General features: G+C 72.3%; 20 protein-coding genes and 2 pseudogenes. 15 read left to right on the top strand and 7 right to left on the bottom strand.

Annotated features, from left to right (window positions below):
* Window positions 1-369: 369 nt before the first annotated feature.
* The 8 genes and pseudogenes from G3I77_RS38645 to G3I77_RS38610 form a co-directional block, all read left to right on the top strand.
* Window positions 370-1608, top strand: a pseudogene (locus tag G3I77_RS38645) (LuxR C-terminal-related transcriptional regulator); the annotation flags it as partial.
* Window positions 1609-1800: 192 nt separating this feature from the next.
* Complete coding sequence (locus G3I77_RS38640) at window positions 1801-3069, top strand: CdaR family transcriptional regulator (RefSeq protein ID WP_248511699.1); 1269 nt, start codon at window positions 1801-1803, stop codon at window positions 3067-3069.
* Window positions 3070-3387: 318 nt separating this feature from the next.
* A complete protein-coding gene (locus G3I77_RS38635) occupies window positions 3388-4209 on the top strand; it encodes an ABC transporter ATP-binding protein (RefSeq protein WP_248511692.1) in 822 nt (273 codons plus the stop codon).
* Window positions 4206-5006, top strand: coding sequence for an ABC transporter ATP-binding protein (locus G3I77_RS38630; protein ID WP_248511690.1), 801 nt, complete (start codon window positions 4206-4208; stop codon window positions 5004-5006). Before G3I77_RS38635 ends, G3I77_RS38630 begins: the two co-directional genes overlap by 4 nt.
* Window positions 5003-5899 carry a branched-chain amino acid ABC transporter permease gene (locus G3I77_RS38625; protein WP_248511688.1) on the top strand — a complete coding sequence of 299 codons (897 nt, stop codon included), beginning with the start codon at window positions 5003-5005 and terminating at the stop codon, window positions 5897-5899. Before G3I77_RS38630 ends, G3I77_RS38625 begins: the two co-directional genes overlap by 4 nt.
* A 55-nt stretch (window positions 5900-5954) precedes the next feature.
* Window positions 5955-7031 (top strand): branched-chain amino acid ABC transporter permease, encoded by a 1077-nt coding sequence (locus tag G3I77_RS38620; RefSeq protein ID WP_248511724.1) that lies wholly within the window; start codon window positions 5955-5957, stop codon window positions 7029-7031.
* On the top strand, window positions 7028-8320 hold the full coding sequence (locus G3I77_RS38615; protein ID WP_248511686.1) for an ABC transporter substrate-binding protein: 1293 nt from the start codon (window positions 7028-7030) through the stop codon (window positions 8318-8320). Before G3I77_RS38620 ends, G3I77_RS38615 begins: the two co-directional genes overlap by 4 nt.
* Window positions 8321-8361: 41 nt before the next feature.
* On the top strand, window positions 8362-8751 hold the full coding sequence (locus tag G3I77_RS38610; RefSeq protein ID WP_248511684.1) for a VOC family protein: 390 nt from the start codon (window positions 8362-8364) through the stop codon (window positions 8749-8751).
* Window positions 8752-8871: 120 nt separating this feature from the next.
* Here the strand turns inward: G3I77_RS38610 and G3I77_RS38605 are convergent, their stop codons facing one another.
* Together G3I77_RS38605 and G3I77_RS38600 are read right to left on the bottom strand one after the other, a co-directional pair.
* On the bottom strand, window positions 8872-9057 hold the full coding sequence (locus tag G3I77_RS38605; protein WP_248511722.1) for a VOC family protein: 186 nt from the start codon (window positions 9055-9057) through the stop codon (window positions 8872-8874).
* 98 nt (window positions 9058-9155) lie between these two features.
* A complete protein-coding gene (locus G3I77_RS38600; RefSeq protein ID WP_248511682.1) occupies window positions 9156-10037 on the bottom strand; it encodes an NAD(P)-dependent oxidoreductase in 882 nt (293 codons plus the stop codon).
* Between the two features lie 149 nt (window positions 10038-10186).
* Here G3I77_RS38600 and G3I77_RS38595 point away from each other — a divergent pair, with 149 nt between their 5' ends.
* Complete coding sequence (locus tag G3I77_RS38595) at window positions 10187-10795, top strand: TetR/AcrR family transcriptional regulator (RefSeq protein WP_248511680.1); 609 nt, start codon at window positions 10187-10189, stop codon at window positions 10793-10795.
* On the opposite strand, the gene G3I77_RS38590 is transcribed toward G3I77_RS38595, so the two are convergent.
* Both G3I77_RS38590 and G3I77_RS38585 read right to left on the bottom strand, forming a co-directional pair.
* The gene (locus tag G3I77_RS38590; protein WP_248511679.1) at window positions 10776-11309 is read right to left on the bottom strand and encodes a GNAT family N-acetyltransferase; all 534 of its coding nucleotides are present in this window, start codon (window positions 11307-11309) and stop codon (window positions 10776-10778) included. The genes G3I77_RS38595 and G3I77_RS38590 overlap by 20 nt on opposite strands.
* Window positions 11310-11427: 118 nt before the next feature.
* Complete coding sequence (locus G3I77_RS38585) at window positions 11428-11772, bottom strand: DUF1275 family protein (protein ID WP_248511677.1); 345 nt, start codon at window positions 11770-11772, stop codon at window positions 11428-11430.
* Window positions 11773-12184: 412 nt separating this feature from the next.
* Here G3I77_RS38585 and G3I77_RS38580 point away from each other — a divergent pair.
* The 3 genes and pseudogenes from G3I77_RS38580 to G3I77_RS38570 all read left to right on the top strand — a co-directional run bounded on the left by G3I77_RS38580 (window position 12185) and on the right by G3I77_RS38570 (window position 18249).
* Window positions 12185-13563: pseudogene (locus G3I77_RS38580) on the top strand (MFS transporter).
* Between the two features lie 261 nt (window positions 13564-13824).
* Complete coding sequence (locus G3I77_RS38575; protein ID WP_248511675.1) at window positions 13825-15900, top strand: SpoIIE family protein phosphatase; 2076 nt, start codon at window positions 13825-13827, stop codon at window positions 15898-15900.
* 174 nt (window positions 15901-16074) lie between these two features.
* Window positions 16075-18249: a SpoIIE family protein phosphatase gene (locus G3I77_RS38570; RefSeq protein WP_248511674.1), complete on the top strand. Its 2175-nt coding sequence runs from the start codon at window positions 16075-16077 to the stop codon at window positions 18247-18249.
* Between the two features lie 109 nt (window positions 18250-18358).
* Here the strand turns inward: G3I77_RS38570 and G3I77_RS38565 are convergent, their stop codons facing one another.
* Window positions 18359-19546 carry a type III polyketide synthase gene (locus tag G3I77_RS38565; RefSeq protein WP_248511665.1) on the bottom strand — a complete coding sequence of 396 codons (1188 nt, stop codon included), beginning with the start codon at window positions 19544-19546 and terminating at the stop codon, window positions 18359-18361.
* A gap of 237 nt (window positions 19547-19783) precedes the next feature.
* Window positions 19784-20503 (bottom strand): beta-eliminating lyase-related protein, encoded by a 720-nt coding sequence (locus G3I77_RS38560; protein WP_248511663.1) that lies wholly within the window; start codon window positions 20501-20503, stop codon window positions 19784-19786.
* A gap of 340 nt (window positions 20504-20843) precedes the next feature.
* On the opposite strand from G3I77_RS38560, the gene G3I77_RS38555 reads away from it, so the two are divergent.
* Window positions 20844-22823, top strand: coding sequence for a glycosyltransferase family 2 protein (locus G3I77_RS38555; RefSeq protein ID WP_308311448.1), 1980 nt, complete (start codon window positions 20844-20846; stop codon window positions 22821-22823).
* Between the two features lie 36 nt (window positions 22824-22859).
* Window positions 22860-23378 (top strand): hypothetical protein, encoded by a 519-nt coding sequence (locus G3I77_RS38550; protein WP_374388458.1) that lies wholly within the window; start codon window positions 22860-22862, stop codon window positions 23376-23378.
* Between the two features lie 30 nt (window positions 23379-23408).
* Here G3I77_RS38550 and G3I77_RS38545 read toward each other — a convergent pair whose 3' ends face one another.
* Complete coding sequence (locus G3I77_RS38545; protein WP_248511656.1) at window positions 23409-24287, bottom strand: NAD-dependent protein deacetylase; 879 nt, start codon at window positions 24285-24287, stop codon at window positions 23409-23411.
* Window positions 24288-24536: 249 nt separating this feature from the next.
* Here G3I77_RS38545 and G3I77_RS38540 point away from each other — a divergent pair, with 249 nt between their 5' ends.
* Window positions 24537-25388 (top strand): alpha/beta fold hydrolase, encoded by an 852-nt coding sequence (locus tag G3I77_RS38540; protein ID WP_248511655.1) that lies wholly within the window; start codon window positions 24537-24539, stop codon window positions 25386-25388.
* Window positions 25389-25397 lie beyond the last annotated feature (9 nt).

The raw sequence follows: 25397 nt of genomic DNA, 5'->3' as shown, positions 1-25397 counted from the left end.
CGGAACGGCCGGGACACCGACCGGTCGGCCACCGAGGACCGCGGCCGTGCCGAACTCGCGCGCGGCAAGCGCCAGCTGTCCGACGGGCCGGTGGGCGACGCGCGCGAGACCCTGCTGCTGGCCGCGTCCCTGCTGGCCCGGGACGCCCCGGACACCGCCGAAGCCGCACGCCTCTGCGCGGCCGACGCCGCCTGGGCGTCCGGCGACGTCATGATCTGTCTGGCCACCCTCGGCGGCACCGACACCTCGGAGCGGCCGGACGGGCTCACCGCACCGGGCACCGTCACCGCCGGGCAATACGCCGACGAGGGCGGCGCCCCGACGGCCGACGAGTACGGCGCGACGGCGACGGTACGGGACGCCGAGGGCCCGCTGTCACCCGGCGCCAGGAATCTCACCGATGTCCGCGACCCGTTCTTCCGGGACTACCGCGACGGTATGCGGGCCCTGCTGGCCCGGCGGCCGGAGCACGCCGCCGGGCCCCTGCGGCGCGTGCTGGACCAGGCGCGCCGCGACGACCGGCCGGAGCGGCTGCTGCGCGCCGCGGCGGCGGCCCTGCTGCTCGGGGACGTCCACGCGGCCCGTACCGCAGGGGCCCGCGCCCTCGCGGCCGCCCGCACCGCGGAGAGCGCCGCGTTCGAAGCGCGCGCCCTGGAGTACCTGGCCTACGGCGAACTGCGCGCCGGCCGCCATGCACAGGCGCGCGCCCACGCGGAGGAGGGCGTACGCGCGGCACTGACGGCCGGCCACCGCAACACCGCGGCGAGCCACCACGCGATGCTCGCCCTGGCCGCTTCGATCGAGGGGGACACCGCCGCGGTCGCCGGGTACGCCTCGGCCGCCCTGGTCACCGCCCGTCGGCACGGCCTGGCTCAGGCCGCGACCCTGGCCGAGTGGGCCACCGCCCGCGCCGACCTGGCCCGCGGCCGCCCCCTGGAGGCCGCAGACCGGCTCGCCCCGCTCGTCGGTCCCGGCCCCCGGCGCGGTCACTTCGCCGTCTGGATGCTCGCCGTGCCCTGCTTCGTGGAGGCCGCGGTGCTCGCCGGGCAGCCGGAGGACGCGCGGGGGGTCGTCGCCGACCTCGCCCAGTGGGCCGCCTTCGGCGCCGATCCGCACGCGCCCGCCCAGCTCGCGCGCTGCCGCGCCCTGCTCGCCACGGACGACCGCGAGGCCGACGACCTCTACCGGGAAGCGCTTGCCCTGCACGACGAGTCGGGCGGCGACTTCGAGCGGGCCCGCACCGAGTACCTGTACGGCCGGTGGCTGCGGCGGCGCCGCCGGCTGCGGGAGGCCCGCGCCCGGCTCGGAGCCGCCCTGGTCGCCTTCGAGCGCTGTGGCGCCGGCGCCTGGGCCGACCAGACGCGCGGCGAGCTGCGCGCCAACGGAGCCGCGTCCGGGAAGGAGCCGACCGCGGGGCTGGCGCGGCTGACACCGCAGCAACTGCGCATCGCACGCCACGTGGCCGAGGGCGCCACCAACAGGGAGGTCGCCCAGCGGCTGGCCGTCAGCACCCGCACGGTCGACTACCACCTGCGCAATGTCTTCGCCGCTCTCGGCGTGCGCTCCCGCATCGAACTGGCCCGCATGGTCGACCAAGAGCACCGCTGAATCCCCGGGAAATCTCGGCGGCCGCATCGAGAAGACGCCGCACGACTCTGGGGACCGACCGGACGGTATGCCATTCTTCGAAGCAGCACTACGCGGGTGACGACGGCCGTACGGGCAGCGCACCCGCCGGACGCCGCTGCGCCCGGACGGCGGCGGGGGCTGCCGGAAGGCCGAAGTCGGGGGAGGACCGCCATGCATCCTGCCGCACGCACACGGACGACGTTCCGCACCGGGCCGACACCCGTTGCGCAGCCGCGCTCACGTCGGATCCGGTCGCTGATCGACGCCGACGCGCTGCGCGTCCTGCACCGGTCGGCCCGCATCCTGCTCGACGACCTGCCGGACCTGACCGACCGGCTGCTGGCGGTCCTGCGCGAGCAGGAACCGGCGTACCGGACCGCGCTGGAGAACGACCATGCCGCCACCTGGCAGGAGGTGTACCGCTCCTTGCGGCACAGCGTGACCTCGCTGCTCGACCCGCGCGGCACCCGTGAGGCCGCCCACCGCTGCACCTGGCGGATCGGCGTCGCCCGCGCCGAGCAGGGGCTGCCGCTGGACGCTCTGCTGCACGCGTTCCGGATCGGCGGGTCCCTGGTGTGGCAGCGGCTGGTCGAGGAGACCACCCGCTCGCATCCCGAGGACATCCGGCTCCTCGTGCACGTGGCGACCGACGTGTGGAACTTCGTCGACGAGCACTGCACCCTCGTGGCGGACGCCTACCGGCAGGCCGAGCGCCAGCTCGCCTGGCGGCGCGAGAACAGGGTGCGCCTGCTGGCAGCGGCCCTCCTGGACGGCACGAGCCGGATCGCGGACCTGCCCGAGACCGCCGAGAGACTGTGCCTGCCGGAGTACGGCCGTTACGTCGTCGTCGCGGTCGCCGGAGGCCGGCAGCAGGGCTCCGTGCCCGGCGGCAGCGCGTACTGGCACTCGGGAGTGGAGGTGGACTACGGCATCGTCCTGGTCGGCGACGAGGGGGACGGGGCGGCCGACGGGGACCTCGGGGCGGTGCCGGCCCTGCCCGCCGACGGCCCGGCCGGGTGCCGGATCGGCGTCGGCAGCGCGGTGACGGGACTCGCCGCCGTCGGTGACGCCCGGCGCCTGGCCGACCTGGCGCTGAGCATCTGCCCGCCCGAGGGCGGCACGGTCCGGCTCACCGACCACCTGCCCGAGGCGCTGGTCGTCTCCTGCCCGGAGCTCGGCGCGAACCTCACCGAGCGTGTACTCGGCCCCCTCCTGCGGCTGGAACCGGCCGACCGGGACGTACTGCTGGACACCCTGGTCGCCTGGTTCGCCTGCGACGGCTCCGCCCAGCGTGCCGGTGAACGGCTGTACTGCCACCGCAACACCGTCCTGAACCGGCTGCGCCGCTGCGAGCAGCTCATCGGCCGCTCCCTGGCGCGCCCGCACGACGTGGTGGAGATCGGCCTCGCGCTGACGGCGCGCCGACTGCTGCGCGGCTGACCGGACCTTCCCGCCTCCGGCGCTGCCGCGCGGCCCGCACGCTCCGACCCCGCGGCGCGCCTCGCATGTCCCTTCGTCACGTCACGGCACCGCACCGCCACCCACCGGCCGAGGTCCTTCCGCGGCACACCCCTGCCCGGCATCCTCCCGTGCCGTGCACCGCCGCCCCTGGGCAGCCGCACAATCCCCGCCGACCCGCGTTGGGACGGCGCAGCCACCCGGCCCGAACACCTGTACCGCCCGCCCGCGCCCGTGCTGTCGTGAGCTGCCCTTCCCCCGAAGCACCCGTGCCCGACGGCACGGATCCGAGGAGCCGTGATGCCCGAAGCACCACCGGACGAAGAGCCCGCCCTGCACGTCGAGGGCCTCGACGTGACCTACGGCCGCGCCCTGTCCGCCCTTCGCTCCGTGTCCCTGACCGTCCCGCACGGCACCGTCGTCACCCTGCTCGGCGCCAACGGCGCGGGCAAGACGACCCTGCTGCGGGCGGTGTCGGGCACCCTGCGCCTGCACCGCGGCGCGGTCACCGCCGGCCGCATCCGCTACGGCGCCACGGAACTCGACGGGCGCGACCCGGTCGCCGCTGTGCGCGCCGGAGTCGTCCAGGTCCCCGAGGGACGCCGGGTCTTCGCCGGACTCACCGTCGACGAGAACCTGCGCTCCGGCGGCCTCGGACTCGGTCGGCGCCGCTCGGACCAGGTCGCCGAGGCCCGGGAGCGGGTCTTCACGCTCTTCCCGCGCCTCGCCGAACGCACCCGGCAGGCGGCAGGGCTGCTCTCCGGCGGCGAGCAGCAGATGCTGGCCATCGGCCGGGCCCTCATGGCCGCGCCCCGCCTGCTCCTGCTCGACGAGCCCTCCCTGGGCCTCGCCCCGCAGATGGTCCACCGGATCGCCGAGGTCGTCCGCGAGATCAACGCCCAGGGCACCGCCGTCCTGCTCGTCGAGCAGAACGCGGGCATGGCGCTGTCCCTCGCCGACACCGCCCACGTCCTGGAGGTCGGCGAGGTCCGGCTCTCCGGGCCCGCCGACGAGCTCGCCCGCACGGACGCCGTGAAGCGGCTGTACCTGGGCGAGACCACCGAAGAAGGGACCGAGACCGCGCAGAGAGCCGGAACCACCGAGGGGCAGGGAGCCGCGTGACCGCCCGCACCACCGCACCGCCCGAACTCGCCGTGACGGACGTGACCGTCCGGTTCGCCGGGCTCACCGCCCTGGACGCGGTGTCCTTCACCGTCGCGCCGGGCTCCGTCCACGCGCTGATCGGGCCCAACGGAGCGGGCAAGTCCACCTGCTTCAACGTGCTGTCGGGCCTGTGCCGCCCGGCCACGGGCACCGTACGGCTCGGAGACGCCGACCTGACCCGGCTGGCCCCGCACCGCATCGCCGCCCTCGGCGTGGCCCGCACCTTCCAGAACATCGTCACCACCCAGGGCACGGTCGCCGACAACCTGATGCTCGGCCGCCACGCCCTGTCCCGGGCCGGATTCACCGCCAGCGCGCTGCGCCTGCCGCACGCGCGACGCGAACAACGCGCCCACCTCGACCGGGCCCGCGAGATGGCCGAACTCACCGGCCTGGCAGCGCACTTCGACAGCCCCGTCGCCCTGCTCTCCTACGGCGACCGCAAGCGCGTGGAGTTCGCCCGCGCCCTGTGTCTGGAGCCGAGCGTCCTGCTGCTGGACGAGCCGGTCGCCGGAATGAACGCGGCCGAACGGGCCCGCACGGTCGAGGTCGTGCACACCGTACGCGCCGAACTCGGCCTGTCCGTCGTACTGGTGGAGCACGACATGGGGCTGGTGATGCGGCTCGCCGACGAGGTCACCGTCCTCGACTTCGGCCGCGCCATCGCGCACGGCACCCCGGACGAGGTCCGCAGCGACCCCGAGGTGCTGCGCGCCTACCTCGGCACCGGCGCCGAACAGGAGGACGCGGCATGACCACCCTCCTGGACAACGTGTTCAACGGCCTGGCCCTCGGGGCGGTCTACGCCCTCGTCGCACTCGGCTTCGTCATCATCTTCAAGGCCTCCGGCGTCATGAACTTCGCCCACGGCTCCCTGCTGCTGCTCGGCGGCTACCTCACGGCCGTACTCCACGACGACCTCGGCTTCGCCGGGGCCCTCGCGGTGTCCGTCCTGGTGACGGCGGCCGTGGCCGGAGCCATGGACCGCTTCCTGCTCCAGGCCGGCGGACCGGACCCGCACACCGCCCATGTGCAGACCATCGTCACCATCGGCGTCGACATCCTCATCCTCACCGACCTGTCGCGGCGCATCGGCGGCGACCTGCTCTCGCTCGGCGACCCCTGGGGCGACTCGGTCAGCGGGCTGGGGCCGGTGACCGTCGCGGACAGCCGGATCGCCGCGATCGTGGTCTCCACCGTGGTCATAGCCGGTGTCTTCGCCCTGTTCCGGTACACCTCCTGGGGCCTGTCGCTGCGGGCCTCGGCCGAGGACGTCGAGGCGGCCTCCCTGATGGGCGTGCGGCTGGTGCGGATCCGCATGCTGGCCTGGTGCCTGGCCGGAGCGCTGGCCGCCCTGGCGGCGGTCTTCCTCGCCGCGTTCCCCGCACCCGGCCTGGAGCGCACGACGGGGCAGATCGCCCTGAAGGCCTTCCCGGCGGCGATCCTCGGCGGGATGGCCTCGCCGCCCGGCGCACTCGCCGGCAGCCTGCTGATCGGCATGACCGAGGCGCTCGTCGCCGGTTACCAGTCCGACCTGCACGTCCTGGGCGAGGGGTTCGGCGACGTCGCTCCCTACGCGGTGATGGTGCTGGTGCTGCTGGTACGGCCGACCGGGCTGTTCGGCGGAAAGGCGGCGGTCCGTGTCTGAGCGACTCTCCCGCGCCCACGCCCTCCGGCTCGGCCGGATCTTCGCGGCCGTCGTCATGCTGTGCGCCCTGCCCTTCTACCTCGACGCGTTCTGGCTGCGCATCGGCCTGTTCTCGATGGCGGCGGCCGTCGGCGCGGTGGGCCTCGGCCTGCTCTCCGGCACAGCCGGCCAACTCTCTCTCGGTCACGCCTTCTTCCTGGCCGTGGGCGCCTACGGCTACGTATGGCTGGCGGGTGAACCCGGACCCGGGCTGCCGACCTGCGTGGCCGCCGTGCTCGCGGTCCTGCTCGCCGGGGCGGCCGGCGGACTCTTCAGCCCCGTCGCCGGCCGGGTACGCGGCATCTACCTGGGCGTCGCCACCCTGGCCCTGGTCTTCCTCGGCCACCACGTCCTGCTCACCGCGGACTCCGTCACCGGCGGCTTCAACGGCCGCTCGGTCCCGCCGCTGCAACTGGGCGGCTTCTCCTTCTCCGCCGACTCCGAACTGACCCTGCTGGGCGTGCCGTTCGGCGCCGAGGAACGGCTGTGGTACCTGGGACTCGCGCTGTTCGCGGTCACCTGGTTCACCGCCCGCGGGCTGCTCCGCGGCCGTCCGGGACGCGCTCTGGTGGCGCTGCGCGACAGCGAGACGGCGGCCGCGGTGATGGGCGTGAACGTCTCCCGCTACCGCTCGGCGGCCTTCGTCGTCTCGTCGATGTACGCCGGCCTGGCCGGGGTGCTGCTCGCCCTCTCCTTCCGCCGCGTGGTCCCCGACTACTTCGGCCTCGTACTGTCCGTCGACTACCTCGCCATGATCGTCATCGGCGGGCTGGGATCGGTGGCCGGAGCCACCGCGGGTGCCGTCTTCGTCACCGGGCTGCCCCTGCTGATGACCCGCTACGCCGACCAACTCCCGCTGGTGGCCGCCCCCGGCACCACCGACGGCACGGTCGGCCCCACCGAAGCCGCCCGCTACCTCTACGGAGCGGCGATCGTCCTGATCCTCCTCTTCGCCCCCGACGGCCTGCACGGCCTGGTCCGCCGCCTGCGAGCCCGCCTGCGCAGCCGCCGAGCCGCTCCACCACCCACCGACACCACCGCCCCGTCCCTGCCGCCCACGCCGGCCGCACGAGCCAAGGAGCCCACCCCGTGAAGCCCACGCACCACCACACGCACCGCCCCGCACGCACCAAGACGCTCCTGGCCGCGGCCCTCGCGGCCCTGCTGCTCACGGGCACGGGATGCAGCTCCAAGGCCGGCTCCTCCGGGAGCGCCGACGACGGCGCCGACGGCATCAAGACCGGGCCCGGGGTGACCGACAAGGCCATCAAGCTGGGCGCCCTGACGGACCTCACCGGCCCTTACGCGACCCTCGGCAAGAGCATCGTGCAGGCCCAGCAGATGTGGGCGGACGAGGTCAACGCCCGCGGCGGCATCTGCGACCGGCGCATCGAGATCGTCGTCAAGGACCACGGCTACGACGTCCAGAAGGCCGTCACCGCCTACGCCGACATCTCCGCGGACGTCGTGGCGCTGCCCCAGGTCATCGGGTCGCCCGTGATGGCCGCCCTGCTCGACGACATCGAGCGGGACAAGGTGCTCACCTTCCCGCAGGCCTGGGCCGCCTCCCTGCTGGACCGCGACTCGGTCCAGGTCCTGGGCACCACCTACGACATCGACATGATCGCCGCGGTCGACTTCCTCACCCGCACCAAGGGGCTGGCGAAGGGTGACACGATCGGCCACGTCTACTTCGAGGGCGACTACGGGGCGAACGCGCTGGAGGGCTCGCGATGGGCCGCGAAGAAGGCGGGCCTGAAGGTTGCCGGACAGAAGATCAAGGCGACGGACACCGACCTGTCCGCACAGGTCTCCGCCCTGCGCAAGGAGGGCGTCAAGGCCATCCTGATCAGCGCCGGACCGGCCCAGACGGCCTCACTGGTCGGCGTCGCGGCCTCCCGCGGCCTGAAGGTGCCCGTCGTCAGCAGCGCCCCCGGCTACGCCCCGCAGTTGATGAAGACACCGGCCGCCCCCGCCCTGGCGGCCATGCTGAACGTGGTCAGCGCCGTGCCCGCGGTCAGCTCCGACCTGGCCGGGGTCCGCAAGATGGTCGCCTCGTACAAGAAGAAGTACCCCGACTCCCTCGTCGACTCCGGGGTGCTCTCCGGCTACAACGCCGCTCAGCTGATGGGCACCGGCCTGAAGAAGGCCTGCGAGAACGGCAGCCTGGCCCGCGAGGACGTGGTCAAGGCCCATCGCTCCCAGGCCAGTGTCGACGTCGGCCTCGGCACCGCACAGAACTTCTCCGACAAGGCACGGCCCGCGAGCACCTCGACCTACGTGTACAAGCCGGACGCCAAGGCGGTAGGGGCCGCGGTGAACGTGGAAGACGCCCACACCGCGCCAGGCGTCAAGCAGTACCTCGCTTCTCGTACGTCGTAGTGGCCACGGTGGCGGCGGTGAGATCCGTCTAGGATCGGCCCGTGATCGCTGACCTGCAGTGCGTGGTGCTCGACTGCCCCGAACCGGAGGAGCTGGCCGCGTTCTACCGGTCGATCCTCGGCGGCACCGTCAACCAACCGGACGGGCGGTGGGCGCTGAGCGACGCCTGGGCCACGTTGCACACGGCGTCCGGTACCGTCCTGGCCTTCCAGCGGGCAACGGACTACCGGCCGCCGCTGTGGCCCGACCCGGCCAGACCGCAGCAGTTCCACCTCGACTTCGGCGTCGCGGACCTGGACCGGGCCGAAGTCGAGGTACTGGCCCAGGGGGCAACGGTGTTGGACGCCGGTACGGACGGGCGGAGCTGGCGGATCTATGCCGACCCGGCGGGGCACCCGTTCTGTCTGGTCCGCCACCCGAGCCCCGCGTAGGCGTCCAAGCCGAACCGCAGGGCGCGCGCAGCGAAGGTGCCCTCGGGGCGGAACCGGCCCCGGTACTCGGCCCATGGCTCCGACGAGCTGTCTGGGGCGCTCGGGCTGAGCTACCGAGCCTCAGGAAGACATCGCGGCGCGATCGGAATCGCTCCGCAGGACACAGAATTCGTTGCCTTCCGGATCGGCCAGGACGGCCCAGCCCGCCCCGTCGGGCTTCCGGCGATCAGCGACCAAGGTCCAGAACCGAGCCAGCTCATACGCATCCGAGCAGTCGATCGCCACGTTCTGGACCACCGAGACCATGCGGGTCAGCATGCCTGAGGGGGTGAGCAGAGGGCCACCCGGACGCCGCAGGTGCCGATCACGCTCGCGCGGGTACACGGCGCGGCAGTCCGGTCCGCCTAAACGGGTGCGCCTGCCGTCCGGGCCTCCAGGGCGTGCAGGACGGCCACCATGTCCTCCCCGCCATGGCCCCGCCGGACGGTCTCGTCGTAGAGGGCGTGGCAGACGTCGAGCAGCGGGGACGCCAGATCGGCCTTGCGGGCGGCCTCGGCGATGAGGCGGTTGTTCTTCAGGACGTCCGCCGCGGCGGCCTGGACCGAGAAGTCACGCTCCAGCAGTTTCGGCGCCTTGACCCGGGAGACGGCACTGGCCATGGGGCCGGCGTCCAGGACGTCCCGGAGAAGATGCTGATCAAGCCCGTGCCGCTCGGCGAAGTGAAACGCCTCGGCAAGCCCCGTGACCACGGCGATCAGGAACAGGTTCACTGAGAACTTCAGCAGCAGCGCGCCCGGGACGGCGCCGCACACGAACGTCTCCCGGCACAGGGGAGCAAGCAGCGGCCGTACGGCCGCCACGGCGTCGTCGTCGCCCGCCAGCATCCCCACCAGTTCGCCCCGCTCGGCAGGGACACGGCTGCCGGAGACCGGGGCCTCGACGTAGCGCCCGCCCGCGGCCCGGATGTCGCCCTGAAGGCTGCGGGAGTACTCGGCCGAGGTCGTGCCCATGTGGACGACGGTGCGGCCGGCGACGCGCTGGGCGAAGTCCGGGGTGCCGCGCCCCAGCACCGCGTCCACGGCCGTCTCATCGGCCAGCATGAGGAACACGGTGGCCGCCCGGCGAAAGACCTCGGTGGTGCCGGCCGCCACCTCGGCGCCGGCGGCCCGCAGTGGTTCGCAGCGCTCAGGGGTGCGGTTCCAGACCACGAGTCGTGTTCCGGCTCGACTGAGGTTCAGTGCCATGGGCTGGCCCATGACCCCTAGACCGATGAAACCGACGTTCATGACACACCGCCTTGTCCGGCTCGCGCGGAGGCGAGCCGCCATCGTCCCCCTCGGCTATGACAGCGGTCATAGTAGCCGCGATTATGACGGCGGTCATAGAGTGGATGCCGCGAAAGCCGCGCGGCTTTCGCGGCTGATGGAGGTCGACGATGGCGAAGGCCGAACGGGGACCGCGCGAGCGGATGGTGTTCAGCGCGGCCCAGCTCATCCGCCGCGACGGAGTCGACTCCACCGGCATGCGCCAGGTCGCGGCCGACGCCGCAGCGCCGCGCGGCTCGCTCCAGCACTACTTTCCCGGCGGCAAGACGCAGTTGGTCGACGAAGCCGTGGGCTGGGCAGGGGGATACGCGGCAGGCCGTGTCGCCCGTTTCGTGGCCTCGCTGCCCGAGCCGACGCCGAGCGGGCTGTTCGCCGAGATGGTGCGTCAGTGGACCGACGAGTACGAGGCTGCCGGCTTCGCGGGCGGCTGCCCGGTGGCGGCCGCCACGGTGGACTGTGCGGAGTCGGTCCCCTCCACGCGTAAGGCCGCATCCGCGGCCTTCGCCACCTGGACCGGTGCGGTCGCCCAAGCCCTGACTGAGATGGGTGTGCCCGGGGAACGGGCCGGCGCACTCGCCACGCTCATGATCAGCAGCCTGGAGGGGGCGATCCTCCTCGCCCGGGCCGAGCGGGACGTCCGGGCCCTGACGACCGTGGCCCGGGAACTGGGTCCCGTCCTCGACGCGGCCAGCGCGGGGACTATTCCTGGTACTGCGTGAGGTCGATGCCGTATACCGCGAGGTCGTAGCCGTGGACCGGGTGCTGTGCGGTTCCTTCCGTCTGCATGCCGAGTTTGTCGAGGACGTTCGCGGAGGCTCTGTCGTCCGTCCGACACCCCGCCACCACCCGGTCGAGGCCGCGGTCCTGCAGGGCGAACTCCAGGGTGGCGTGCGCCGCTTCGGAGGCGTATCCCTGCCCCCAGAACACCCGCCCGAGCCGCCAGCTGATCGCCACCTGTCCGGCGATCTCGGCCGGAGCGTCGGCCACGGACAGGCCGACGGCGCCCACCAGCTCACCGGAGCCCAGGAGTTCGACGGCGAACATCCCGAACCCTTCCTCGTCCCACTCCTCCTCCCACGCCTCGATGTCCTCGGCGGTCTGTTCCAGGGAGCGGGGCGTGCCGTCGCCGATGCGTTGCATCACCGCCGGGTCCGCGTGGATCTCGGACAGGGGGACGAGGTCGTCGTCGAGCCATCGGCGCAGGAAGAGGCGGGGTGTGCGGATCTCGGTCATGATCCCATCTTGCCGACGCGGCGGAGCGAGCGCGAACTGCGGCGCCGCACCCCGGCGGTCAGTGGGGCCGGCGCGGCCTTCCTCGCACCGCCGGACCGGGCGCGGACCTCACGATCGCTTACGCGTGGCGGAGCCGCCCCGACAACGCCGCCCTCAACGGGCCGCACCGGCGCTGCCGCACGCCGAAGTGGCTCACGGGGTTGTTGTTCTTCAGGGCGACGCCCGCGATGGCCGCTCCGGCGATGAACGCGCCGATCGCGGTGGCCGGCCGCGCCACCGGAGCGTCGCCCTCCCCGGCGAGCGCGAAGGACAGGAAGAGCACGTTGCCGGTCGCCAGCGCGCAGAACACCTTTCCCATGGTCAGAAAGCTCACGGCGTCGACGGCTCCCGCCGGCACGGTGAGCACGGTCATGACCGCCACCCGCCGGGCATCGGTCGCGACGACCGGGGACGCATCGGACATGCGGCCAGTGTGAGCAGCGCCGAGGCCCCGCCACCGGACCGCGGCCCTGGACACGTGGCCGACGGATGCGGGCGGGCCACTACGGCCGACGCTGCCCGGGCACAACGCCGGCGGCTCGTGCCGTGTAGACGCGGCAGGGCGGGCGCTGCTTCAGCTCCTGCTTCACCGCCCTCCCCGACCGCCTTCCGTGTCGGGTGGCCGACGGTTAGGGTTTGGGCGCAGCGAGTCATCCACGAGGAGCTGAGACATGGTCGGTTTCCCGAGCGCGCGTTGACGTGTTGGCCGTGACCGGCCTGTCATCGCGTGCTGCCCTTGATGATGCGGCACAGCGAGCCTTCTCCTGCCCGAACCGCCGATGCACCGTTCCAGTGCTCGGGGGCGGGCCTCGTTGTCGGCAACACAAGGGATTCCCGTGCCGTCCGCCTCCTCCGCCGCATCCGATGCCGCTCGACCTGTTCCGTCCAGCCTGTGGCGGGACGCCGACTTCCGCAGACTCTGGATGGGGCAGACAGCCTCCCAACTCGGTGAACACGCAAGCCTGGTGGTTCTGCCGCTCCTGGCCGTCCTGACGCTTCACGCCAGCGCCGGCCAACTGGGCGTTCTCCGCGCTGTGGGGCAGGCCCCGATCCTGTTGCTCTCGCTCTTCGCCGGTGCGTGGGTGGACCGGTGGCGCACCCGCACGACGATGGTGCTCACGGACGCCGGCCGGGCCCTGGCCCTGGGCGCCGTCGCCCTGGCCGGCCTCTTCGGCTGGCTCGGCATGCCCGGCCTGCTGGTGCTCGCCTTCGCCGTCGGGGCCCTGTCCGTGTTCTTCGACGTGGCCTACCAGGCGTCTCTCGTACGACTGGTGGAACGGCACCAACTGCTACGAGGCAACAGCGCGCTCGAAGGCAGCCGGTCCGCGGCGCAGATCGGCGGTCCCGCTCTCGGCGGTGCGCTGGTGTCCCTGCTGTCGGCGCCGATCGCTGCGGCCTCCGGCGCGCTGTTCTTCGCGCTGTCGTTCCTGTCGATCCGCCGGATCCGCCGAACCGAAGCGATGCCGGAGCGCCCGGAGGATCCCCCTGCGGATCCGGCAGCGGATCCATGAGGGCCTGCGCTTCGTCGCCGGCGATGCCGTGCTTCGGGCCGTGTGCGTGGCCTCGGCCGCGTTCCAGTTCTCCTTCGCGGCCATGATGACCGTCTATCTGCTGTTCCTGCCGCGAGAACTGCACCTGCCGGGCACCGTCGTCGGGCTGGCGCTCGCGGCGGCGGGACCGGGCGCGCTCCTGGGCTCCCTGCTGGCCGTCCGCCTTCCGAGCCGGTTCGGGTACGGCGCGGTGCTCGTGGGCGCGGCGGCACTCGGCGACGGTGTGTTCCTGTGGGTGCCCGCGCTCGACGGCTCCTCCGCGGTGACGGTTCCCGCGCTCCTCGCGGTCGGCATCGTGTTCGGGTTCGGCGGTCAGCTGGTGAATGTCACGGTCATGGCCGTCCGGCAGGCCGTCACACCGGACGGGATGCAGGGCCGGGCGGCCGCGACGATCACGTGTGCCGGCATGGTCCTGACCCCGCTCGGTTCTCTGACCGGCGGACTTCTCGCGGGGGAGTGGGGGCTGCGCACCGGCCTGCTGGTGACGGCCGCAGGCATGATGCTGTCCCCCGTTGGTGATGGCCTTCTCCCCGCTCGCACGCCTGGGACGGGAGCTTCCCGCCGCGCAGGACGGGCCGCCGCCGGCCGCCCGCCCCGAAGCCCGGGGGATGGCGCGCCGCGACACCGACGAGGCTCAGGACACTGCCACTGGAACCGGTTCATGACCTCGGCCAGAGCCGGGACGTGTGGAAGGCTGGAAGGAGAAGGACCGACCCGGCGAGCCGGGCACGGTATCGATCATGTGCTGATCGCCCGGGCCCGTGAGGTTCGACCGGGGCGTGGCGCTCTCGCGGCGCGTCCCCTGGCCGTTCACAGTCGTGTGCCGCATCGTGAACGGGTTGCTGACCTGCAAGGAGACCGCCGCAAGCGTCAGCTGAGGCAGGCGGGTGCGCCGGCGAGGTCGACAGGCCTAAGGGGCGAATGTGATGAGCCGAGCGAATCAGCCGGCGCAGAAGGCGGGTGATCCGCAGGAGGCGGCATCCGGCCCGAGCGGGCTGATGGACGTGCTGGGTGTCGCCGCGGTGCTGGTGGAGGCCGACGGCCGGATCGACATGTGGAGTCCGCAGGCCGAGGAGCTGTTCGGCTACCCGCGTGTCGAAGCGGCCGGGCAGTACGCGGCCCGCCTGCTTCTCCATCCCGAACACCGGGAGGCGGGGATCGGACTGTTCGACGAGGTGATGGAGACCGGCCAAGGCTGGGCGGGATCGTTCCCCGTCCGGCACAAGGACGGCAGTACCCGGACGGTTGAGGTCCGCGCCATGCGGCTGACCGACAACATCGGTGACCACTACGCGCTCGGGCTCGCCACCGACAGGGCCACGGTGCGGCAGGTGGAGCGCGAGGTCGCCCTGTCCAGCCAGCTGGTCACCCAGGCGCCGATCGGCCTGTCCGTCCTCGACGCCGAGTTGCGGTACGTGGCCGTCAACGGGGCCCTGGCCTCGATGCACGGCGTCCCCGCGGCCGACCACGTGGGCCGCCACTTCCGGGAGATCCTGCCCGGCGCGCCCTTCGAGGCCGCGGAGAACCAGATGCAGGAGGTTCTGGAGACCGGCCTGCCCCTGGTGGACCAGCAGGTGGTGGGCCGTACCCGCGCCGACCCGGACAACGACCACGCCTGGGCCGTATCGCTCTACCGACTCGAGGACCACGGCGGGAACGTGCTCGGCATCGCCAACGTGGTGGTGGACGTCACCGACCGGTACGAAACAGCCAGGCAAGCCGACCTGGCCCAGCAGCGCCTGCGCATGATGGCCGACGGCTCGGCCCGCATCGGGACCACCCTCGAGGTGGAGCGGACCGCCCAGGAACTGGCGGACGTCCTGGTGCCCGACCTGGCCGACATGATCGGGGTGGACATCCTGGACTCCGTCCTGCGGACGGGCCGCCCGGACCGCGGCGAGGGGCCGGCACTGTTCCGCGCCCTGGCGGTGCAGACCGCGTACCCCACCGGCGCCTCCGAGGCGATCATTGCGCCCGGCCACCTCACCACCTACCACGCCGACCACCCGGCGGCCCACTGCCTGCGCACCCGCAAGCCCCTGCTGATCACCCACCTCGACAGCGGAGAGCTCAGCCGTATCGCCGCCGACGACGCTGCCGCAGGCCTGCTCGCCGAGGCCGGTGTCCACACCGACATGGCCGTCCCCCTCATCGCCCGCGGAGAGATCATCGGCGTGATGGGACTGGCCCGCGCGCGCAACCCGCAGCCCTTCGACGAGGACGATCTCACCCTCGCCTGGGAACTCGCCTCGTCCGCCGCGCTGAGCATCGACAACGCCGTGCTGCACCAGCACATCCGCACCGCAGCCGAAACCCTGCAGCGCAGCCTGCTGCCCCAGCCCTCGCCTCGCCGCCCCGGCCTGGAGATCGCCGCCCGGTACCGGCCCGCGCAGGCCTTCAGCGAGGTCGGCGGCGACTGGTACGACGTCATCCCCCTCAGCGGTGACCGAACCGCCCTGGCGGTCGGCGACGTCATGGGCAGCGGCATCCCGGCGGCCACCGCCATGGGCCGGCTGCGCACCGCCACCTCCACCCTCGCCGACCTCGACCTCGCCCCGAGCCGGATCCTCACCCACCTCGACAGGATCACACAGGGCCTGGACCCCTACATCGCCACGTGCGTGTACGCGGTCTACGACCCTCACCACGCCCGCTTGCAGGTGGCCTGCGCCGGTCACCTGCCCCCGGTTCTGGTGCGCGCCGGCCGACCACCCGAACTGCTCGACCTGCCCACCGGCACCCCGCTGGGAGTCGGCAGCGGCCCCTTCGAAACCTCCGCCCTCGCCATGAACCCCGGCGATCAACTCGTGCTGTACACCGACGGCCTGGTCGAGACCCGCGACGCCCCCATCGACAAGCGCCTGAACGATCTCCTGCGCCTGCTGTCCCCGCCGTACCGCTCCGCGGAGGAGACCTGCGACCGGCTGCTCCGGCAACTCCGCAATCCGGCTGACCACGACGATGTCGCGCTGCTGATCGCCCAGGCACTGCCTCTGAGGTGAGCACGCCCTCACCGTCCCCGCCCCCCTGACTGTCCGCACACCGCGCAATCGCTGGTGTATGCGAAGCGGCCACCGGTGTTATTCAATGAGGTGTGCGGTCCGGGATCTCGGGGCCCCGCCGCACGGGTCCGAGTACGGCCCCGGCATCGCGCCGGGGATTGCTGAGAGAGCCGCATGGACTCCACACCCTCGCCCTCACCTCCGCCCTCGTCCTCCTCGGCGTTCGACCTGGTCAGCCGCGCTCTGGGGCGCTACATCCCGCGTGCTGGAGCGGCAGCGCCCGCCGGTTCCGCCGATGCGCAGGGCGACCGCACCACGTCCCGGCGGGTCCCCGACAACCCGGGCAACGGCCGTCAGGAGCAGATCCTCGGCGCGGTCAACCTGGACAGGGACCTCGTCATCACCCGCTGCAACCTGGAAGCCCCTGTGTTCGCGGGTCTGGACGCCGGGGCCGGGAGGCCGTTCGTCGATCTCCTGCCCCCTGGGGACGTACCGACGGTCACCCGGCGGTTGCGGCAGGTCGTGGAGAGCGGTGAGGCGCATGTCGCCCGAATCCAGCGGCTGCGGCGCGGTGACGGGTCGGAGCTGGTGGTCTCGATGAGCATCCTGCCCGCCGCGGCGCCCGAGGAGGGTCTGACCGTCTCCGTGATCGCCATGGCCAGGCGACTGCATCTCTACGCCGCAGAGACCGCGATCGGCACCTCGCTGGACATCGGCGAGACCGCGCAGTCGCTGGCGGAGTCCCTGCTGGCCTGGGGAGACGTGGCCGCGGTCGACCTCGACTTCGCCGTATGGACGGGTGAGGGAGTCACCGGGAAGCCGCAGGGGCGCATCCGCCTGCGGCGGGCGGCCCTGGTGCCGGACCGGGTGTGGCCCGAGGGCTACATGACTCCGGGCGACGATCTTCCCGGAGACGCGAGTCGCCTGCTGGCGCAGGCGGTACTGCGGGAGGACGCTCCGCAGACCATCGTCATACCCGACCGGCAGGCGGTCGAGCGGGTTTTCGGCAGTCCACGAGTGGTGCGTGCCCTGGTGCCGGGTGACCGGTCGGCAGGTTTGGCGTGCATACCGCTGGTCCTGGACGGCGCGCCGCCCGTCGTCCTGGGCGTGGCGGAGGTCTGGCGGCGGGCGGACTGCCCCTTCCGCGACAGCGAGCTGTTCGACCTGCAGGAACTGGTGGCCAGAACCGCTCACCACGTCGACCTGGCCCGTCAGCACCAGCGCGAGCACACGCAGGTGCTGGCGTTGCAGCGCCGGCTCCTGCCCCGGGCCGGCGGCGACACCATCGAGATCGCCAGCGTCGACCAGCCCGCCACCCCCGACAGCGCGGGCGTCGGCGGTGACTGGGTGAACAGCTTTCCGCTGCCGGACGGCCGTACCGCGCTGGTGGTCGGTGACGTCGTCGGGCACGGCCTCGGAGCCGCGGCGACCATGGGCCAGCTGAGCATGGAGGCCCGCGCGCTGCTGTCCGCCGGGCTCGCGCCCGACCAGGTACTGGAGCACCTGGACGAGACCGTGACGCTGCTGGACGACGCGGAGTCCGGGCTGGCGGCCGGCTACAGCGCCCTCGGGTCGACCTGCTGCATCGCGATCTACGACCCGGTCAGCCACCACGTGACGCTGTCCAGCGCCGGCCACCTCCCCCCGGTCCTGGTGTCCCCGGACGGGCGCGCGGCCCCGCTCGCGATCCGCCCTCACCCCGGTCTGGGTGCCGAGTTCGCGCTGCGAGAGCCGTTCGACGTGTACACCATCGGCGTGCCCCCGGGCTCCGTGCTCGCGCTCTACACCGACGGCCTGGTGGAGGATCCCGCCCTGTCGATCGACGAGGGGATCGACCGGCTGGCGGACGTCGTGTCCAGGGTGCACCCCTGGGACGCCTTGCAGCAGACGGCACGGCACGTCGTCTCCGCACTGGCGCCCGCGCCCCAGCGCGACGATGTGACCCTGCTGCTCGCTCGGATGATCGGCTATCGCAAGGGGGACACGGCGACCTGGCGGCTGCCCGCCCGCGGCGACGCCCCCGCCCGAGCCCGCGCGGAGGTCTCCGCCCTGCTGAGGCAATGGCGTATCAGGGACGGCACCCGGGACAACGCGCTGCTGCTGGTCAGCGAGCTGGTCACGAACGCGGTGCGCTTCGCCACCGGCCCCATCACGGTCCGGCTCATCAGGGCCGGTCATGGCCTGCTGTGCGAGGTGGGCGACACCGGCAACGGCAGACCACGTCTGAGGCGGGGCGACCTGCTCGACGACGGCGGGCGCGGCCTGAGCATTGTGCACCGGCTCACCACCCGGTGGGGGGTGCGGTGGACGGACACCGGAAAGGTCGTCTGGGCGGAAGTCGCGAGGTGACAGATGACGCGGTGACGCGTCGCGGGCGCGGCCGGTTACGGGGGCGCGGCGGTACGGGCGGCGTGGAGGCCGGCCGCGGCCGACGGTGCGGACGGCGCCCTCCAGCGGACTACAGCCACTGCCCTTCCAGTGCGGTGGCCGTGAGCCCCGGCGCCGCCGCGTACAGAACGGCGCGATTGCCGGGCTTCTGCTGCCCCGCGTCGTGCGCCCGCCGCAGGATGTCGAACACGGCGGCACCTCCGCGGTTGCCGCTGGTGTAGCTGTCCCGGCTGTAGTCCAGCAGCCCCGACGGCCACGCGTCGGGCATCGTCTGCTCCATGTACTCCAGCACGCGGGTCCCCCCGGGGTGCGCGAGCAGTACGTCCGGGTGCCAGGAGTCGGGGTCATCCTGGTAGCGGGCGCGCAGCCACTCCCACATCGCGGTGACCGTCTCCTGCACGGCGCGCGGCCCGCGCCGGTCCATCACGAAGTGAGTTCCGTCCGCCCGTGTCTCCAGGCGGTGCAGGTCTTGGGTGCCGGGCAGGGTGTGGTGCCAGGCGGAGTCCAGCCGCAGCACCGACTCGGGCCTCGGGCGGCCCGTGACCACCGCGGCGACAGCGGTGTCCGCGAACAGCAACCGGACGATCAGGGACTCGAGGGTGTCGTCGGCGGGCTGGTAGGTCGTGCTCAGCGCCTCGGCTATGACGACCAGGACCACCCGGTCGGGGTCCGCGGCCACGAGATCCGCCGCCAGCGCCAGGGAGCGGGTCCCCGCGATACAGGCCCACTGCGTGGCCGGCAGCAGCATCACGTCGTTGCGGAGCGGCAGTCTGTTGGCCAGGGCCATGTCCAGACCCGGCAGCGCCGGGGTGGTGGAGTGGCTGGTGATCAGGCAGTCGATGTCCGCGGCGTCCAGCCCGGCTGTCTGCAGGGCCCCGCGCGCGGCGTGCTCCCCGTAGGACTGCACGGCCTCCCAGGCCGGCGCGGTGCGCTCCTGGACGGTCTGCGGCGCGGGTATCGCCTCGAGGGCTGTGATCACGCGGTCCACGTCCTGCTGGGTGAACCCGTCGCGTGCCAGCGCCTCTTGGGCCCGCTCGATGCCGACATCCCGCAGGCCGCTGCCGTTGCCGGGTGCGACGGCGGTCTCCAGGGGAAGCATCCACCCGCGGGATTCGATGCCCGTACTGGCCGCGATGGCGTCGATCCGCGGCGCCCACGCCGCGTGTGGATGCCGGTCGCTCACCTCCGCCACGATCTGGCTGGTCTTCACTGAATGCTCGCCGTGTATCACGGCGGGCGGGCAGAGGTAAGCGGCCATGATGAGGCACCTTCCAAGGGGGGCAGGGAGAATGTCAGGAGTGCTGTGCCATGGGTCACTTTGTATCTTCGCGCCCAAGAGGATGCCGATGAACCCCACTTCGGCACCGGCATCCGTTTCGAGCATGCACGCCAAATGGACATTTCCGCTGTGATGTAGACAACTTAGGCGGACTTTGGGGGGTGTGACACGGCGCACACCGCCGAATCGTGGCGCCTGCGTCGACTTGATCCTCCGTCACCCCTCGTGAGGCGCGCTGCCGTACTCAGGACGGGACGGGACGGGTTCCGGTTTGGAGCGGAAGTGGCGCAGAAGCGGGGGCTGTTCCACCAGGCGGTAGCCCACCGAGCGGATACCGCCTTCGAGGTAGAGCTGGCAGGCGAGCGCGTGGCCGGGGAAGCGGTGCGCGGCGATGTGCGGCAGCAGCCGGCCCGCGTTGAGGTAGAGGGCGTGCAGACCCGGCGGTTCGACGATGGCGATGCCGGCCTCGCGGGTCAGCCGGGCGAGGTGCCGGGTGGCGTCGGCGCGGGCCCGGAGGTAGCAGGGGTCGGTGACTTCCGTCAGCCCTCGGGCGATCATCTCCAGGTCCCGGCCGGCCAGACCGCCGTAGGCGGGAAAGCCTTCCGTCTGTCGCGGGCTCATGTCCCGGTAGGCGGCCTCGTGCTGGGTGACCAGCCAGGCGTTCTCGGCGAAGCGGGCGGCGTCGAGGAAGAGCGGAACCGAGTGCTCCCGGCACAGGGAGGCGGCCCGGGCGAGGTTGTCCATGGAGACCGGCTGGCCGGCTTCGCCGTTGTTGGTGAGCGTCATGATGACATGGGCGATCCTGGAGGCATCGGGGCCCCGCAGCGCCTCCTCCAGCCGGTGCAGGTCGATGTTGCCCTTGAACGGCTCGTCGCCGTCCAGGTCCCTGGCTTGGGGGGCAGGGCAGATCCACCGCCTGGCAGCCGGCCAGCCCACCCTTCCTGTACGTGGTCCGCGCTGCTCGGGCGACGGGACGTCATCGCGGCCCATGCGGAGTCCACGGCGGCCTGGTCCCGGGGCGCCTTTGCCGAGGACGCACTGGGACGGGCGCAGGAGGAGGGGACGTCCCGGGTTCGGCCCACCCGCACCCGAACGGGTGGTTCCCGCACTCCGACGGCGTAGGAGGGCGCCTCACGCAGCGCGGCAGGAGGGGCCGCGCCGGAAGCTCCATGGAGCCGTCTGTCGTCCGGCCCCGTCAGAAACCGGCCTGCCTCCCTCACCTCCGCACCGCCCCACGGCCCGGGAGCCCCTCATGTCCCTTACGACCCCTCCCCGCGTGAGCGTGATCATCCCCGCGTACAACGCGATGCCGGAACTGACGAAGTGCGTCACCTCCGTCATGGAGCAGACGCTCGGTCTCGACACGATCGAGATCATCGCCGTGGACGACGGCTCGACCGACGGCACCGGACGGGAACTGGACCGCCTCGCCCGGACCTGCTCCCGCATGCGTGTCGTCCACCAGCCGAACAGCGGAGGGGCCGGAGGCCCGCGCAACACCGGCCTGGACATGGCCGGTGGTGACTACGTCTTCTTCCTCGACTCCGACGACTACCTCGGCCCGGACGCCCTGCGCCGCATGGTCGCGATGGCGGACGAGAACCGCACCGACGTGGTCCTCGGCAAGATGGTCTCGGTCGGCGGACGGGCCGTGCCCACGGCCGTCTTCTCACACAACCAGCCCCGGACGGACGTCTTCTCCTCCGCCGCCTACCGCACCCTCGGCTGCTGGAAACTGTTCAGGCGCTCGCTGATCGAACGGCTGGACCTGAGGTTTCCGCCGTACCGCAACTGCGAGGACAAGCCCTTCACCGCCGCGGCCTTCCTCAACGCCGACGGCATCTCCGTAGTCGCCGACTACGACTGCTACTACTCCCGCAATCGCCAGAACGGTAACAACCTCACCCTCACCGCCGCCGACCTCGTCCACCGGATGGACGGCACCCAACTGTGCTTCGAGACGGTCGCCCGCTACCTGGACCCCGGGCCGCGCCAGGACCGCATCATGCGCCGCCACGTGGAGTGGGAGCTGTGCGGGCCGCTGCGTGCCCTGCTGCCCCGGGAGAGCGAACAGCAGGCACGGGAGCGCTTCTACCCGCGGTTCCGGCACTGGGCCCAGACCTATGTGACCGATGGCGTCTTCCAGTTGCTCGCCCCTCAGGACCGGCTGATCGTCCACCTCCTGTGCGCGGACCGCTACGAGGACCTCATGACCGTGGCCCGGCACGCCAAGGAGGACGCGGCGCGCGGCCACATCGTCGACAAGGGCCGCGTCTACTGGTCCCATCCCTTCTTCCGTGAACCGGTGAAGGCGGTCCCGGACGTCTGCTTCGACGTCACGGACCGCATCCCTGTCCACCATGAACTGGCCGAAGTGGCCTGGACGGGCGACGGCGGGGTGCTCCGCCTCGCCGGCCACGCCCACATCGAGTCCCTCGGCCCCCTCCAGGCGGCCACCCGACTGATCCTGCGCCCCAGGGGTTCACGGCACCCGGACATCCGGGTGCCCGTGACCGTCGGCACCGCCCCGCACCACGGCGACGACGCAGCAGCCGGCTTCACCGTGGAGGTGGACCTGAGCACCGTGGACTCGGGCGCCCCGCTCGGCAAGGGGCTGTGGGACCTCTACCTGGACGTACGCGCCCAGGGCGTCAGCCGGACCGTCAGGCTCCGACAGGCCCGGACGGACGCGGACGGCCGGAGGACCGCTCCACCGCAGCGAGAGCTGGCCACCGGCTCCCGGCCCGGGCACGGGCCCGCCACCGCACGCCCCTTCTTCACCCCCCACGGCAACTTCTCCCTGGACGTGCGGCAGACCGAGGCCGAGCCGGCATGCCACGTGACCGGCATCGCCTGGGACACCTCCGCACCCACCACGCTCATCGTCGGCGGACGCCTGACCGCCGAGTCCGCACACCACCCCGAACCCACCGCCCTGCGCGCCGAAGAGGACTCGGGCTCGGTACGAGAGGTCCCCCTGCGGTACGCACCGGACGACAGCCGCACCTTCACCGCCCGCATGCCGGTGGGGAAACTGCGCCCAGGACGGTGGACGCTGACCCTCCGCACGGACGACCCGGAACACCGCATTCCCCTCCCGGTCGCGAGGGGACTGTCCGGCACCCGTTGGTTCCGCGCCTCCCGGCTCGGCCGCCCCTATTACGCCAAGCCGCTCTCGGGCGGTCCGAAGGGAGCTTTGGTGCTGCGTGTGGCGCCGATCAGGCTGGTGGCGGCCCTCCGCCGCCGACTCGGTTGATGCTCTGACCGCGATCTACAGGTGAGGGGGCATCAGGTGGCGGACGACCGGCCGGCGGATGTACCGCCTGGCGCGCAGGCCGATGCAGTCGCGGACCGTTTGAAGGAGCGGATCTACGCCACCATCACGATGATCGCCGTGGTGGTCGGTCTGTCCCTCGGTGATCCGGGTTCCTTCGGCGCCCTCGCCACGGTCCTGACGACCGCACTGGGTCTGTGGCTCGCGGCGCTCGTCGCCGACCAGCAGGCGCACCGCACGGTCCACCGCCGCCTCGCCAACGGCCGCGAGCTGCGCCGCATGCTGTACGTCAGCAGCCCGCTGCTGTCCTGCGCCGTGGGCCCGTCTGCGCTGATCGCCCTGGCCGCGCTGGACGTCCTGTCTCTGGACGCCGCGTTGATGGCGGCGGCGGGAGTGTGCGTGGTCTCCCTCTTCCTGTGGGGCTGTGTGGGCGGACTGCGGATGGGAGGAGGCGTTCTGGCGGCGGTCGTGGCGGGACTCGCGGACGCGGCGATCGGTGTGGCGGTCGCCCTGGTGAAGGCGGCCGCCGGGCACTGATGTGTGCCGGCCGGCGAGAGGCCGGGATGGCTAAGCGACGCCCAGCCGGTGTGCGACGGTGCTGAGGGCTGTGCCCAGCGGGAGAGAAACCCTGGCAAGGGCGTGCCGGTCGCCCCGGGTCTGATCCCGGTTGACGATCAGCACCGGCTTCCCGGTCTGGGCCGCCTGGCGGACGAAGCGGAGCCCGGACATCACCGTCAGCGAGGAGCCCAGGACCAGCACCGAGGTCGCCGCACGGACCAGCTCGCGGCAGTGCTCGACGCGCTGCGGCGGAACGGATTCGCCGAAGAACACGACGTCCGGTTTGAGGGTGCCGCCGCAGACCGTGCAGGGCACCACGCGGAAGCCTCCGACCTGGTCGTCCGTGAGGTCGGCGTCACCGTCCGGGTTGATTCCGGCGGCCACGGGCGCGAACCCCGGATTGGCTTCCTCCAGTCGCCGGGCGAGTTCGCGGCGGGGGCTGAAGGCGCCGCAGGAAAGGCAGACGACCCGGGTCAGGGTTCCGTGGAGTTCCACGACGTCCTCGCTGCCGGCGGCCTGGTGCAGACCGTCCACGTTCTGGGTGATGACCCCCGAGAGCAGGCCATGACGCCCGAACGCGGCCACGGCACGGTGGCCGGCGTTGGGGCGGGCCCGGCCGAAGCTGCGCCAGCCGAGGTGGCTGCGTGCCCAGTACCGACGCCGGGCCTGCGCGCCTGCGGTGAAGTCCTGGTAGGTCATCGGAGTGTGCCGGCTCAGGCTCCCGCCTTCGCCCCGGTAGTCGGGGATGCCCGATTCCGTGGAGATGCCCGCTCCACTGAGCACCAGCACTCCGCCGGCGCTGAGCGCCTCGGCGACCGGCTCCAGGTCCGTGGTGCCCGGCGGCAGGTCCTCGGCAGGGGTCCAGCTCAGGGTGGGGCGCATGCGCATGCCGTCAGGGTACGGAACGGCTGCCTTCCATGCCGCCGCGTTGCCTCCTGGTGCGGCCCCCAAAGCGTTCACCTCCACGTCATTGCAACGACATGGGCGGTGCTGTTGCGTTAGGCGTCAAGGTCGTTGCAATGATTCATCCGTCTCGACCTGCACGTATGACTACCGCAGGCAACGAAGTTGTTGCCAGATAAGTGAATGCAACGTAGCGTTTCCATCATTGGAAACAGCGGATCGAAGGGGAGCGCGATGCGGAACCAGCCCGGCCACGCCCCACACGAACAGGAGCGGATCATGGCGAAGGACAACACATCCCCGAACCCGGCGAAGTGGACCGGCATGGTGCCGGTGGAGGACACGGCCCTGGCCGTCACCGACACGGGTGGTTCCGGTGTCCCCGTGGTCTACCTCAACGGCCAGTTCGCCACCCAGGGATACTGGCGGCGGACCATCGCCGAACTGGGCGCGGGGTGGCGGCACATCACCTACGACGAGCGGGCCCGCGGCAGGTCGAGGGGTTCGGCGGACTATTCCTTCGAGGCGGCCGTCCGGGATGTCGATGCCGTTCTCGCGGCCAGAGGCGTGGACCGGGCGCTCCTGGTGGGCTGGTCCTACGGAGCGGTCGTCGCGGCGCACTGGGCCGACCGGAATCCGGATCGGACCGTGGGCGCGACCCTGGTCGACGGCGCGTTCCCCTACGACTGGCTCGACGAGGCCATGGAGCAGCGCATCCGGAAACTGTTCCGGCGGCTGGGATGGGTGATGCCGCTGCTGCGCCCGACGGGCCTGGCCCCGCGGATGACGGCCGAAGAGCAGGCGAACAGCAACATCGAGCTCGGCAGGCTCTCCCGCGAGCATGAGTTGGGGCCCGTGCTGGACGGCATCACCGTCCCGGTGCGGTACGTCGTCGCTTCAGGGACATCGTTCGGAAGCCGCGGTGACGAGCAGGAACGGATCCGCACCAGCGTCGAGGCGGTGACCGCTCGCAACCCGAACATCCACAGCGTGAAGGTCGCCGGCAATCACGGCGCGATCTTGCGAAAGGACTTCCCGGCCATCGCGGAGGCCGTACGCGAAGTCGCCGCCTTCGACCGTTCCTGAGGAGACAGG

The organism is Streptomyces sp. D2-8 (assembly GCF_023184515.1).
Lineage (GTDB): Bacteria > Actinomycetota > Actinomycetes > Streptomycetales > Streptomycetaceae > Streptomyces.
The sequence above is the reverse complement of the archived record's forward strand: the minus strand, read 5'-3'. Positions and strand labels throughout refer to the sequence as shown.

Bases quoted from the DNA above. Each gene is read 5' to 3' on its own strand.
- G3I77_RS38640 (WP_248511699.1), top strand. From the start codon at position 1,801: ATGCATCCTGCCGCACGCACACGGACGACGTTCCGCACCGGGCCGACA.
- G3I77_RS38575 (WP_248511675.1), top strand. From the start codon at position 13,825: ATGAGCCGAGCGAATCAGCCGGCGCAGAAGGCGGGTGATCCGCAGGAG.
- G3I77_RS38620 (WP_248511724.1), top strand. From the start codon at position 5,955: ATGCTGTGCGCCCTGCCCTTCTACCTCGACGCGTTCTGGCTGCGCATC.
- G3I77_RS38565 (WP_248511665.1), bottom strand. From the start codon at position 19,546: ATGGCCGCTTACCTCTGCCCGCCCGCCGTGATACACGGCGAGCATTCA.
- G3I77_RS38545 (WP_248511656.1), bottom strand. From the start codon at position 24,287: ATGCGCATGCGCCCCACCCTGAGCTGGACCCCTGCCGAGGACCTGCCG.
- G3I77_RS38635 (WP_248511692.1), top strand. From the start codon at position 3,388: ATGCCCGAAGCACCACCGGACGAAGAGCCCGCCCTGCACGTCGAGGGC.
- G3I77_RS38585 (WP_248511677.1), bottom strand. From the start codon at position 11,772: ATGTCCGATGCGTCCCCGGTCGTCGCGACCGATGCCCGGCGGGTGGCG.
- G3I77_RS38600 (WP_248511682.1), bottom strand. From the start codon at position 10,037: ATGAACGTCGGTTTCATCGGTCTAGGGGTCATGGGCCAGCCCATGGCA.
- G3I77_RS38570 (WP_248511674.1), top strand. From the start codon at position 16,075: ATGGACTCCACACCCTCGCCCTCACCTCCGCCCTCGTCCTCCTCGGCG.
- G3I77_RS38590 (WP_248511679.1), bottom strand. From the start codon at position 11,309: ATGACCGAGATCCGCACACCCCGCCTCTTCCTGCGCCGATGGCTCGAC.
- G3I77_RS38595 (WP_248511680.1), top strand. From the start codon at position 10,187: ATGGCGAAGGCCGAACGGGGACCGCGCGAGCGGATGGTGTTCAGCGCG.
- G3I77_RS38540 (WP_248511655.1), top strand. From the start codon at position 24,537: ATGCGGAACCAGCCCGGCCACGCCCCACACGAACAGGAGCGGATCATG.
- G3I77_RS38625 (WP_248511688.1), top strand. From the start codon at position 5,003: ATGACCACCCTCCTGGACAACGTGTTCAACGGCCTGGCCCTCGGGGCG.
- G3I77_RS38605 (WP_248511722.1), bottom strand. From the start codon at position 9,057: ATGGTCTCGGTGGTCCAGAACGTGGCGATCGACTGCTCGGATGCGTAT.